This is a genomic window from Aureibaculum marinum, assembly GCF_003813905.1.
GTDB classification, from domain to species: domain Bacteria; phylum Bacteroidota; class Bacteroidia; order Flavobacteriales; family Flavobacteriaceae; genus Aureibaculum; species Aureibaculum marinum.
In genome coordinates this window covers 380,072-392,624 of record NZ_RPFJ01000011.1, presented here as the reverse complement: position 1 = coordinate 392,624, position 12,553 = coordinate 380,072, and the positions used below count along the sequence as shown (strand labels likewise).

Sequence of the window (12,553 nt, the reverse complement as noted above, 5' to 3'; positions counted from 1 at the left end):
TATTGTTTTATATCACTTAAAAGCAACTAAACCACAATTTTAATCCTCACCATAAACCAAATCAATAAACTCATCTTTTTGAATATCACCAAAATAATCAGTAATATTGATGTTTTTTAACGCAACAGTAACATCTTCTTTTTCGTATCGAATACCATGCAATAAATTTTCAAGGTTTTCAACAGGTTCTTTACCAAAAAAGTCTCCATAAATTACAAACTCTTTTATATATCCTTTTTCTACAAATATTCTCAAATCAATTTCTCCTGCAGTAAAACGCTTGGTTCGTTGAATATTAAATTTGGGTGAACGTCCATAATTCCAATCCCAAGTATCATACTTTTCTGCTTTTAGCTGATGTACCTCTTTCCATTCTTCTGCCGTAAGATGATAACTTTCAAAAGGTTCACTTTCTTCAAAAAGCCCTTCTAATAATAATGCTCTAAAATGCTCAATTTTCATTGGGTCTTTTAAAAACTCAGAAATATTAGCAACACGACTTCGTACTGACTTATGACCTTTAGAAACAATTTTACTCATTTTTACATTAAGTGCATTTGCAACTTCACCTAAATCTGTATTAAAAAGTAAGGTACCATGACTAATCATACGTTTTCCCGTTGAAAATTGGGCTGTACCTGAAATTTTCTTTTCATTTACCTGAATATCATTTCTTCCTTTTAGTTCAGCATCTAACCCCATATTATTTAATACTTTTATAACTGGAGCAGTGAATTTCTTAAAGTTATTTAAACTTTTGCCATCGTGGTTGGTAATAAAACTAAAATTTAGATTTCCTAAATCATGATAAACAGCACCTCCACCAGAAATTCTTCGTACTACATGAATAGCATTATCTTTTACATATTGCTGGTTTATCTCTTCTAAAGTATTTTGATTTCGACCAATAATTATAGATGATTCATTAATATAAAACAACAAATAATCATGGTTTACACTAAAATTTCTTAAGGCATATTCTTCTAATGCAAGATTTAAATGTGGGTCAGTATTTCCTTCGTTTTCTATAAAAATCATTTCCTAATTTATTTAGGCGTAAAGATAGTAATGAAAAACTAAAATTTTAAACCTTTTGGTTATCTTATCGTAGAAACATAACTCATAAAACTATTACTTATGAAATAAGTCAATTTCTATTTTAACGAAAAAAGCAGAAATAAAGATAACTTAATGAAGAATTTCATATAAAAAACTTAAACAAATATTCTATTTAGAATTTTCATTTAAGTAAACGATATAAAGATTTATAAATACCTTTAAAGCAGACCTGATTAGTTTTTCGTTACATTCCAAAAAGCTAATAAAAAATTAAAACTAATCAGGTCTAACCTTATATTATTTCTATTCGGTTTTGGGCTCTGTTCTAATTGGTAAATTTTGAATCAAATCAATGTATAAATTAATTTGCTTTTTCAAATTTTTACGTTCAATTATTTTGTCTAAAAATCCGTGTTCTAAAACAAATTCTGAACGTTGAAAACCTTCTGGCAAGTCTTTACCTGTTGTATCTTTTACTACACGTGGTCCTGCAAAAGCAATAAGAGCGTTAGGTTCTGCAAAATTTACATCTCCAAGCATTGCATACGAAGCTGTTGTACCTCCAGTTGTAGGATCTGTACACAAAGAAATATATGGAATTCCTGCTTCAGCCAATTGTGCTAATTTAGCAGAAGTTTTTACCATTTGCATCAAAGAATAAGATGCTTCTTGCATTCTAGCTCCACCAGATTTAGAAATTAATAAAAATGGTATTTTATTTTTAATAGAGTATGTTATTGCTCTAGAAATTTTTTCTCCCACAACACTCCCCATAGATCCTCCAATAAAAGCAAAATCCATAGCTGCAATTACCAAATCTTTGCCATAAGATTTACCAACAGCAGTTCTAATAGCATCTTTTAATTTTGTTTTTTCTTGAGCTTCTTTTAAACGATCAGTATATTTTTTTGTGTCCGAAAATTTTAAAGGATCCTTGGCAGTAATTTTTGCATCAAGTTCTTTATATTTATTTTCATCAAACAAAATTTCAAAATACTCATTACTTCCTATTCTTACATGGTAACCATCTTCTGGACTCACATAAAAATTTTCTTTTAACTCTTCTGTATCAACTATTTTACCACTAGGTGTTTTGTACCAAAGTCCTTTTGGCACATCTTTTTTATCTTCTGTTGCTGTTTGAATTCCTTTATCCTTTCTTTTAAACCAAGACGACATATTGTATAATTTTATTAAGATGCAAGTTAATAAAAAATAAGAAAGCCCAACAAAAATTATATTTTATTGGGCTTTTTAATATAAAAAAACTTTTACAATGTGTCAACATTGTTTAAATCTTCAAAAGCTTTTTTAAGTCTTTTTACAAAAGTTTCTTCCCCTTTACGTAACCATACTCTTGGATCGTAGTATTTTTTATTAGGAGAATCAACACCGTCTGGACTACCAATTTGAGATTTTAAATAATCTGCCTTTTCATTCATATAATCTCTAACACCAGTCATAAAAGCATATTGCATATCTGTATCAATATTCATTTTTATAACTCCATAACTAATCGCTTCTCTAATTTCTTCAACTGAAGAACCAGATCCTCCATGAAAAACAAAATCAATATGATTATGTTCTACACCATATTTTTTAGAAACATATTCTTGAGAATTTTTAAGAATTTTTGGAGTTAATTTTACATTACCAGGTTTGTATACCCCATGAACATTACCAAATGCAGCGGCTATAGTAAACTTATCACTTACTTTAGAAAGTTCTTCGTATGCGTAAGCAACTTCTTCTGGTTGTGTATACAATTTAGACTCATCAACATCACTATTATCAACACCATCCTCTTCACCTCCTGTAATACCTAACTCAATCTCTAAAGTCATTCCCATTTTACTCATACGAGCTAAATAGGTTTTACAAATTTCAATATTTTCTTCAATTGGTTCCTCAGAAAGATCAATCATATGACTACTATATAAAGGTTTTCCTGTTTCTGCAAAATGCTTTTCACTTGCATCTAATAAACCATCTATCCAAGGTAATAATTTCTTTGCACAGTGATCTGTATGTAAAATTACTGGAACACCATACGCTTCAGCTAATGTATGAATATGTTTTGCCCCTGCAATACCTCCTACGATAGCTGCACGTTGGTTTTCATTACTTAACCCTTTACCAGCATTAAACTGAGCACCTCCGTTAGAAAACTGAATAATTACTGGAGCATTTAAATCTCTAGCTGTTTCTAGCACTCCGTTAATAGTATCAGATCCAATTACATTCACTGCAGGAAGAGCAAACCCCTTTTCTTTTGCATATTTAAAAATCTCTTGAACTTGGTCGCCTGTAGCAACTCCTGGTTTAATATTATGAGCCATAATTTCTTGATTAAAATTGAACTGTAAAATTACAAAAATTAAATAGTATGTAGATACGACTAAGTATAAAAATACGAAAACGTTATATTTTAAAAAGTAGAAATAAAGTTTAAAACTTATGTTAAAAAGGATAATTAATTCCTATGTTATAAACAGCATGACCAAAATTATAATTCTTAAACCATTTGTTAGGAGAATCTAAATAGGGTTCATAGGTTTTAAACCCAGCATCTAGCCGTAATACCAAAAAGCTAAAATCGTATCGAATACCAATTCCTGAGCCCACAGCAATATCTTTTAATGAAGATAATCCGTTAAATTGACCCTTACTTGAGTTTACAGTAGATTTAGTGATATCCCAAATATTACCAGCATCTATAAAAATGGCACTATAAATATTATTTACTACTTGAAAACGATATTCTAAATTTGACGTTAGTTTTAAACTGCCTACATTAAATTCTAAACCATTTTTTTCTGAACCTGGACCTAATTTAAATGTATTCCAAGCTCTAATATCATTAGACCCACCAGCCCTATAACTTCTGCTAAATGGTATAGCATCTGAAGTACCCATAGGAAAAGCCGCTCCAATAAAAGTACGATGTACTAATGATGTTTTTGAATTTATACCCCAATATTTTTTGTACTCAAACTCTGTTTTTAAATACTGAGCTATTTCCAGCCCAAAAAGTTCTTTTTTATTAGATTCTGAAGAATTTTTAACAAAAAGCGATGTTAAATTTCCAGATGAAACCAATCTCGCAGTAAAGCCTGAAAAAGTATTGTCAGAAAAACCTTCTCTATTTGTATAATTATAAGTGTAAGACATCACAGGCACCAATACATCTTCTGTTAAAATACTTCGTCGTTCAGCAACATCCTGAGCCGCTTCAAATTCAGTAGGGTTTGAGGCAGAAAACCCTTGATTAGGATCTAAAAGATATCCTAAATAATTTGACGAATTCAATTCTCCATCTTCATCATATAACTTACCCCCATTAACATCAACATAAGTACTATCTGGGACAATAATTTCTGAAATATCTTCTAATTTATATGCTTCAGATTTGTAAATAGTAAAATATTTATCAGTTCTTAAGTTTTTAATATACTGCATATTTAACAATTCAAATTTATGATCTGTAGTATTTGAACTTTGCCATGTATAACTAATTCCTCCAGTAATATTTTGCCGATCTAAACCAATATTGCGTTGTAGTGCAATACTTAATTCTATATTAGTTTTAGGAGCCATTCTTTTTGGAATAATTCCTCGAGTATTTATTGGAAATAGTATTCTTGGAAATTTTAAAGTAGCACTTGAACCTATTTCCCAAGCATTAAAGAAACGATCACTATCTGCTATATCTCTAGCTACATTTAAAAAAGAGCCCTGAAAAGACAATTCGAACACCTCTGCTCCTCTAAATACATTTCTATTCGACCACGAAAGCTTACCCAATATACCAAAGGGCTTTATATTTGAGGTAATATATTCATTATCAAAACCAAATGAATATTTTTTTTGTGGAGATAAATAAATATTTGAAGTAAGTGAACCATCCTCGTTCTCTTCATATTTTATATCTAAAGAAGGTTTAAAGTTTTGTAATTCTCTTAAATATGTTCTTGTTAATTGTTGCTCAGATTCTTTATAAATACTATCTTTTTGAATAATTATCGCATTTGCTAAATATTTTGGATTATAAGCCAATTTGTTGGTTGACTTAAAATTGTATCCATTATAATAAGCAGAGTCTTTAATTGGTTTATTTTTATCGGTAAAAGAAAAATCAGTATAAACATTAACCTTGCTTACTTTTCTAATCTTAAAAGGTTCTGTATAAACACTATCTTTTTCTACTACTCTATCTTTAATCTCTAAAAGTACATGAGTTTTGTATGGTGATAACCCTAAAGTATCTATCCAAAATTCCATATTATTTTTCCCAAAATCATAAACACCAGAATTTCTAAAAATATTGATAAGTCTTTCTTCTTCATTTTCAAATTTTGTATAATCAATTTGATCTCCTACTACAACAAATGAGTTGTCTTTATGAAGATTGTAAAGCGAATCAAGTACTGGTGAGGATATTTCAGTTGAAAAACTATCTATAAAATAGGGATTATTTTTTGTAACCAAATAATCAACAGTAATTTTTTTATTATCCTTTTTTATTTGTTTAAAAGTTACTTCTGCATCAAAATACCCTTTACTTTGATAATATTTAGTCAAAGAAATTACCGATTTTTTTATTTTGGTACTGTCAGAAATTACAGGAGCATTTCCATTTTTTAAAAACCAAGTATTTATACCATTATATGCCTTTTCCATAGCCTTTACTTGCTTCTTTGAAAAAACATTAACTAGTTTTCTTTCTCTATTTGGATTTTTATCTAACCACTCTTGAAATTTAATTTCATAATTTGGCTTGGCAAAATTATAAATATGTAAAGAAATAGGAATTCCTAGTATCTTTGTATTTGGCGTCTGCCTTAAATAACTGGCAATATCAGGATTGCCAATTTTTTTATTATCTACTATAATTGTATTTTTTGCAAGTAAATATTCTCCTTGTGGAACCCTTTTGGTTGCACTACAAGAAATAATCACAGCAATTAATATGATAAATACTATTATTTTAGCAAAATAGTTAAGCAATGCAATTTATTATTTAAAGGCTCCTACTTCTGTAGGAATAAAACAAATGACTGAATATTACAATAAAACACCAAAAATACTACTATTTAAATGTTAAGCAAAAATGAACATAAGTTAATAACGAGTTTACGACAAAAAAAGTACCGCATTCAACATCAATTATTTGTTGCTGAGGGCATAAAAGTTGTAAACGAATTTTTAAATTCTAATCTTCTGTTAGAAAAGTTATTCTGTGTTGAAGATTATTACCAATCAATATCAAAATATAAGCCAAAAATTATTTCAGAAAAAGAATTGCTCAAACTTAGTAATTTATCTACACCAAATAAAGTGATTGGCATATTTAAAATTCCTAAAGTTTCTATTACTAAACCAACAGGATTAATAGTAGCCTTAGATGTAGTAAACGACCCTGGAAATTTAGGTACTATTATAAGATTGTGCGATTGGTTTGGCGTTACACAACTTGTCTGTTCTAAAGACACTGTTGATTGTTATAACAGTAAAGTAGTGCAAGCCACTATGGGTTCTTTAGCTCGGATTCCAATAGTTTATACAGATTTAAAAGAATATTTAAAAAATAGCAATCTCCCTATTTATGGTGCCGTAATGGATGGAAAAAATGCTCATAGTAGCACATTAAAAAAAGAGGCCATTTTGGTTATGGGTAATGAGTCTAATGGTATTTCATCTGAAATTGAAAAACTAATAAGTCATAAAATAACAATTCCAAAGTTTAGCAAAACAAACACTCCAGAAAGCCTAAACGTGGCCACTGCAACTGCAATTTTATTGAATGAATTTAAAAGATAAAACTTATTCAAAAGTTAAATTAAGAAAAACTCCTCTTGTACCAAAATAATCAATAGGTACTGTCCATGGGCTACTTGGATTATCATCACGCACCAATTCATTGTTTATAGCAAAAATTCCTCGAATAGACGGTGAAAATTTAAAGTATGGCAAATAAAAGTCAACACCTAAACCAACTTCGTACATAAAGTTGTTGGTTTTCATTCTAAATTCACCATCGTAATTATCGTCTGAATTTTTTTGATTACTAGAAAAATTATAATCGTAAGATACCCCTCCAATAACAAAAGCTCGCATATTATCTAATCGATTTGTTCGAAACTGAAGTAATAAAGGAATTCTAAAATAAGTTGCAGGAACGTCTCTAACCCTATCATTTTCAGTATCTGGTATGGTTGGGTTTGAAAATGTTAATGTTTTAGAGTTACTAGATAAGCCAGGTTCTAATCTAAGATTCAAATTATCATTAATATTATAACCTAATACCAAACCAATATTAAAACCGTATTTTTCTTCAACATTTACAAACGAATTATCGATTTCATAACTAACCTTAAAGCCTTTTTTATTGATTCCTAAATAATAACCGTAATGAATTTTTTTCTTATCCTTGTTGGGTAAATTTTCAACTCTATCTTTTTGAGCAAATACATTGCTAATAAAGAAAAGTACACTAACTATACACAAAAATGATTTATTCATTCTTTTTATTTTTTAATTTTTAGAATAGCATTAATTGATAAATAACACATTCTAAACTCATTACCATAAACGAGAGCGACTTCCAATTTATTTTGTTGCAGTATAAATAGAAGCTGACCCAAAAGTTAAAGGTTTGTTAGTTGCATTATTAAACCCATTTTTTTCTAAAATATTGTTGAATTTTTTGCCATAAGGAAATATTGCTGCAGATTCTGGCAAATAAGTATATGCCCTTTTATCTTTAGACCCTAATTTACCTATGGTTGGAATAATATATTTTGAATAAAACTTAAATAACTGTTTTACAGGAAATTTTTCAGGTTGAGATGTTTCCAACACAACAAAAATACCATTAGGTTTTAACACACGATAAATTTCTTGCAATCCTTTATCTAAATTTTCAAAATTTCGAACTCCAAAACCAACAGTAATTGCATCAAAGCTATTGTCATCAAAAGGTAAATTTTCAGAATCTCCTAATACCATTTCAATTAACCCATCAAGTTTTTTCTCTTTAACTTTCTTTATACCAACATCTAACATCCCCTTTGACAAATCTAACCCAACAATTTTTTCAGGCTTAAGTTTTGCCAACATAATAGCAAAATCTCCTGTTCCAGTAGCAATATCTAAAATAGTTTTTGGGTTTTCTTTTCCTACAATTTTAACAACTTTTTTACGCCATTTTATGTCAATACCAAAGGTCATAATTCTGTTTATAAAGTCATAATTTCCAGAAACATTATCAAACATTTCTGCAACTTGTTCTTTTTTGCTTAGTTCAGAATCTTTATATGGCGTTACTTTTGAGCTCATTAATAAGTTTTTGCACTCCATTGTTATCACTTTGGAGTATGAATTTGCAAAGATACATATTCAAGACAAATTCTACATTAGAATTAAAATATTATCCCCCTTTTTAACTCATATCATAAAATATATTCAAGTAAACACTTGACAAAGGGTATATGGATAATGTATATTTGCATTCTTTTTTTTAATATTAGTTTAATACCCTTACACTGAAGATGAAATTATCACATTTTAAATTTGACTTACCAGAAGAATTATTAGCCAACTATCCTTCTCCTGAAAGAGATGAAGCCAGATTAATGGTTTTGGACAGAAAGACTCAAACAATTGAACATAAACTATTTAAAGATCTTGTTGATTATTTTGATGAAGATGATGTAATGGTTTTTAACAACACCAAGGTTTTTCCAGCAAGATTATATGGAAACAAAGAAAAAACTGGAGCTAGAATTGAAGTTTTCTTATTAAGAGAATTAAATGCAGAGAGTAGATTGTGGGATGTATTGGTTGATCCGGCAAGAAAAATAAGAATTGGTAATAAATTATTTTTTGGAGATAATGACGATTTAGTTGCTGAAGTTATAGACAACACTACCTCTAGAGGAAGAACTTTACGTTTTTTATTTGATGGATCTTATGAAGAGTTTAGAAAAAAACTAAAAGAACTTGGCGAAACACCTTTACCAAAATATATAAAAAGAGATGTAGAACCTTTAGATGATGAAAGATATCAAACCATCTATGCAAAACATGAAGGAGCCGTAGCTGCACCAACAGCAGGTTTACACTTCTCTAAACACCTTTTAAAAAGATTGGAAATAAAAGGTGTTAAATTAGCCGAAGTAACATTACACGTTGGTTTAGGCACTTTTAATCCTGTTGAAGTAGAAGATTTATCTAAGCATAAAATGGATTCTGAAGAAATTAACATTCCTGAAAGTGCTTCTAAAATGGTTAATGCAGCCATTGATTCTAAAAAAAGAGTAGTAGCCATTGGTACAACTGTAATGAGAACTTTAGAAAGTTCAGTTTCTGCTGATCACCATCTAAAACCATTTAGTGGATGGACCAATAAATTTATTTTCCCTCCATACGAATTTAGCATTGCTGATGCTATGGTAACCAATTTTCACACTCCAAAATCTACTTTAATGATGATGACTTCAGCCTTTGCCGGCCATGATTTTCTGAAAGAAGCATACGCAGAAGCCATTAAAGAAAAGTACAATTTTTATTCATATGGTGACGCCATGTTAATTAAATAATTAGTATTGATAATATAAAATAGAAAAGCCTTGTATTTCAATAATATGAGGCTTTTTTAATATATTTACAAAAATTGCACTCATCTATGGTCTAATGCCAACCTAATCCTTTCCATTTTTAAAAGGAACATAATAATACCGTTTATTATACATTTAAAAATATGCAAAAATTTATACTCTTTATTTTTTTTAGCTGTCCCTTTTTAATTGCTGCACAAGTGACTAACACAGGAGAACCTGCAAGTTGGAACCTAACTAGTACCAAATCTTCATTTACACCAATTGTATTACAACAACTGGATTTACAACAACTAAAAGCTGAAGATGTAAAAGACGATAAAGTAAAAACAAAACCCTATAGAATTGGTGTTGCCAAAAAAGTAAATTATGGATTAAAAAATGCAGGATTTTGGACCAAGCTATCAAATGGAGATCGTATTTGGAGACTTTCTTTTGAATCTTCTAACACATTACATTTAAGTGTTAATTTTAATGAATTCTATTTACCAAAAGGCAGTTCTCTATACCTCTATAATAATGACAAAACTGATTTAATAGGTGCCATAACATCAGCTGCAAATAATGATAAAAATCAATTGGGTACTTGGTTTGTAAAAGGAGATAAAATTTGGATAGAATATTACGAACCTAAAGAAGTAAAAGGTCAAGGTAAATTAAATGTAGGGTCTATAGTTCAAGGATATAGATTAGGCAAAATGTTTCAGAAAGGCTATTTAGATAAATCAATTTTAAAAATAAATACTTCAAGCGATTGCAATTATGATGTAAATTGTGATATAGGATCAGACTTTGAAGCATATAAAGATGAACTTAAAAAAGCTGTAGCTTTAGTTAATATGGGAGATGGTTATATTTGTTCTGGCACATTAGTAAACAATACCGCTCAAGACAAAAAGCCCTATTTTTTAACCGCTCAGCATTGTTTAGAAAGAGAAAATGGAGCTGCCAATACTACCAATTTCTCCATGAGATTTAATTGGATTAGTCCAAATCCTGTTTGTGCAGCTATCACTGCAAGTACAGACACTACAGATGAATTTACTATGATGGGTGCTGATATCGTAGCACAGTATGATAATTCAGATATGCTTCTTTTAGAACTAAACAACCCAATTCCTATTGATTGGGACATTACTTTTGCAGGATGGGATACATCAGATATAAACCCAACTTTTGGAGTGGGTATTCATCATCCAGAAGGTGACATAATGAAAATTTCAAGAGACGATACTGGCCCTACAAAGGCTATTGCAGATGACAAACAACTATGGTTAATTGGTGGACTAAATGACGGTAATGGCATTGGAGATGGATGGGAAATTGGTGTTACAGAAGGTGGATCTTCAGGGTCTGCTCTATTTAATCAAAATGGTCATATAATTGGTCAGCTATATGGAGGCAATGCCCTTTGTGACAACCTAACTGATAATGATGACTATGATCTTTATGGTCGTTTTGCCGTTTCTTGGAATGGCGGCTCAACTCCATCAACTAGATTAAAAGATTGGCTAGATCCTCAACAAACAAATGTTTCTAGTTTAAATAGCTTATCTAATCTAAAAGTTGATGATGGGTACTTTGGTAATAATATTACACTTTATCCTAATCCATCCAACGGAATAATTAAAGTAAAAATAAATGAAACAACAGGAAGTTTAACTTACGAAATTTTCAATTTATTAGGACAAAGAATAATTAGCAAAACACCAATTAATAATAATACTATCTATTTAAATAATTTACCCAATAACATCTATTTTATTAGAATAAATGAAATTGAAACCAACAATAGTTTGGTTAAAAAAATTGTATTAAATAAAGAATGAAAAACAAACAAGACATAAGAGCTTTAACCAAAGAACAACTTCGTGATTTTTTTGTCAAAAACAACGATAAAGCTTTTCGTGGCAACCAAGTTTATGAGTGGTTATGGAGCAAGGCCACCTATACTTTTGATGATATGACAAATATCTCAAAAGAAACGAGAACCATGTTAGAAGACAATTTTGTTATCAACAATATTGAAGTAGATCAAATGCAACGGTCTAATGATGGTACCATTAAAAATGCCATTAAGCTACATGATAATATGATTGTAGAATCGGTTTTAATTCCTACCGAAACCCGGACAACAGCCTGTGTTTCTAGCCAAGTTGGTTGTAGTTTAGATTGTAATTTTTGTGCTACAGCCCGTTTAAAAAGAATGCGAAATTTAAATCCTGATGAAATTTACGATCAAGTAGTTGCAATTGATAAGCAAAGTCGATTATACCATAAACATAAACTATCAAACATTGTTTTTATGGGTATGGGAGAACCTTTACTAAACTACAAAAACGTATTAGCATCAATAGAAAAAATTACTTCTGCTGAAGGGTTAGGCATGTCGCCAAAAAGAATTACACTTTCTACAGTGGGTATTCCTAAAATGATAAAAAAATTAGCAGATGATGAGGTAAAATTTAACTTAGCGGTTTCTTTACATTCTGCTATTGATGAAGTTCGGTCTAAAATGATGCCCATTAATAAAAAAAGCAACCTTTTAGAACTATTAGAATCATTACAATATTGGTATGCCAAAACCAAACAAAAAATTACGTTTGAATATGTAGTTTGGAAGGGAATTAATGACACTCAAAAAGATGCAAATGCTTTGGTTGATTATTGTAAAAAAGTACCTTCAAAAGTAAATTTAATAGAATACAATGCTATTGATGATGGTGAGTTTCAACAAGCTTCTGAAGAAGCTATTAACATGTATGTAAACACCCTAGAGGCTAATCGTATTGTAGTAAACGTTCGTAGAAGTCGCGGTAAAGATATTGATGCTGCTTGTGGTCAACTGGCAAACAAAAGCTAATAAAAAATTAAAA

10 protein-coding genes are annotated in these 12,553 nt (G+C 29.9%); 4 read left to right on the top strand and 6 right to left on the bottom strand.

Going from position 1 to position 12,553, the window contains the following annotated elements; all coding sequences use genetic code 11:
• Nucleotides 1-39 precede the first annotated feature (39 nt).
• The 4 genes from EGM88_RS10210 to tamL all read right to left on the bottom strand — a co-directional run bounded on the left by EGM88_RS10210 (nt 40) and on the right by tamL (nt 6,066).
• Nucleotides 40-1,038 (bottom strand): lipoate--protein ligase, encoded by a 999-nt coding sequence (locus tag EGM88_RS10210; RefSeq protein WP_123898158.1) that lies wholly within the window; start codon nt 1,036-1,038, stop codon nt 40-42.
• Nucleotides 1,039-1,362: 324 nt separating this feature from the next.
• Entirely contained in the window at nt 1,363-2,238 is an 876-nt protein-coding gene (gene accD / locus EGM88_RS10205; RefSeq protein ID WP_123898156.1) for an acetyl-CoA carboxylase, carboxyltransferase subunit beta, read from the bottom strand.
• A gap of 92 nt (nt 2,239-2,330) precedes the next feature.
• A complete protein-coding gene (fbaA, locus tag EGM88_RS10200; RefSeq protein ID WP_123898154.1) occupies nt 2,331-3,398 on the bottom strand; it encodes a class II fructose-bisphosphate aldolase in 1,068 nt (355 codons plus the stop codon).
• A 121-nt stretch (nt 3,399-3,519) separates the two neighbouring features.
• A complete protein-coding gene (tamL, locus tag EGM88_RS10195) occupies nt 3,520-6,066 on the bottom strand; it encodes a translocation and assembly module lipoprotein TamL (RefSeq protein WP_123898152.1) in 2,547 nt (848 codons plus the stop codon).
• 90 nt (nt 6,067-6,156) lie between these two features.
• On the opposite strand from tamL, the gene EGM88_RS10190 reads away from it, so the two are divergent.
• Nucleotides 6,157-6,879, top strand: a complete 723-nt coding sequence (locus tag EGM88_RS10190; protein WP_123898150.1) for an RNA methyltransferase — start codon at nt 6,157-6,159, stop codon at nt 6,877-6,879.
• Nucleotides 6,880-6,882: 3 nt separating this feature from the next.
• Here EGM88_RS10190 and porT read toward each other — a convergent pair whose 3' ends face one another.
• Both porT and ubiE read right to left on the bottom strand, forming a co-directional pair.
• On the bottom strand, nt 6,883-7,581 hold the full coding sequence (porT, locus tag EGM88_RS10185; protein WP_123898148.1) for a type IX secretion/gliding motility protein PorT/SprT: 699 nt from the start codon (nt 7,579-7,581) through the stop codon (nt 6,883-6,885).
• Nucleotides 7,582-7,668: 87 nt separating this feature from the next.
• Nucleotides 7,669-8,397: a bifunctional demethylmenaquinone methyltransferase/2-methoxy-6-polyprenyl-1,4-benzoquinol methylase UbiE gene (ubiE, locus tag EGM88_RS10180; RefSeq protein WP_123898146.1), complete on the bottom strand. Its 729-nt coding sequence runs from the start codon at nt 8,395-8,397 to the stop codon at nt 7,669-7,671.
• Between the two features lie 212 nt (nt 8,398-8,609).
• On the opposite strand from ubiE, the gene queA reads away from it, so the two are divergent.
• From queA to rlmN, 3 genes are all read left to right on the top strand, one after another.
• Complete coding sequence (queA, locus tag EGM88_RS10175) at nt 8,610-9,659, top strand: tRNA preQ1(34) S-adenosylmethionine ribosyltransferase-isomerase QueA (protein WP_123898144.1); 1,050 nt, start codon at nt 8,610-8,612, stop codon at nt 9,657-9,659.
• Nucleotides 9,660-9,820: 161 nt separating this feature from the next.
• Nucleotides 9,821-11,506 (top strand): T9SS type A sorting domain-containing protein, encoded by a 1,686-nt coding sequence (locus EGM88_RS10170; protein WP_123898142.1) that lies wholly within the window; start codon nt 9,821-9,823, stop codon nt 11,504-11,506.
• A complete protein-coding gene (gene rlmN / locus EGM88_RS10165) occupies nt 11,503-12,540 on the top strand; it encodes a 23S rRNA (adenine(2503)-C(2))-methyltransferase RlmN (protein WP_123898140.1) in 1,038 nt (345 codons plus the stop codon). Before EGM88_RS10170 ends, rlmN begins: the two co-directional genes overlap by 4 nt.
• The last annotated feature ends 13 nt before the right edge of the window (nt 12,541-12,553 follow it).

What these genes read in the sequence shown, in the direction of transcription:
- EGM88_RS10190 (WP_123898150.1), top strand. Translation starts at nt 6,157, where the DNA reads ATGTTAAGCAAAAATGAACATAAGTTAATAACGAGTTTACGACAAAAA.
- fbaA (WP_123898154.1), bottom strand. Translation starts at nt 3,398, where the DNA reads ATGGCTCATAATATTAAACCAGGAGTTGCTACAGGCGACCAAGTTCAA.
- EGM88_RS10210 (WP_123898158.1), bottom strand. Translation starts at nt 1,038, where the DNA reads ATGATTTTTATAGAAAACGAAGGAAATACTGACCCACATTTAAATCTT.
- porT (WP_123898148.1), bottom strand. Translation starts at nt 7,581, where the DNA reads ATGAATAAATCATTTTTGTGTATAGTTAGTGTACTTTTCTTTATTAGC.
- EGM88_RS10170 (WP_123898142.1), top strand. Translation starts at nt 9,821, where the DNA reads ATGCAAAAATTTATACTCTTTATTTTTTTTAGCTGTCCCTTTTTAATT.
- ubiE (WP_123898146.1), bottom strand. Translation starts at nt 8,397, where the DNA reads ATGAGCTCAAAAGTAACGCCATATAAAGATTCTGAACTAAGCAAAAAA.
- rlmN (WP_123898140.1), top strand. Translation starts at nt 11,503, where the DNA reads ATGAAAAACAAACAAGACATAAGAGCTTTAACCAAAGAACAACTTCGT.
- accD (WP_123898156.1), bottom strand. Translation starts at nt 2,238, where the DNA reads ATGTCGTCTTGGTTTAAAAGAAAGGATAAAGGAATTCAAACAGCAACA.
- queA (WP_123898144.1), top strand. Translation starts at nt 8,610, where the DNA reads ATGAAATTATCACATTTTAAATTTGACTTACCAGAAGAATTATTAGCC.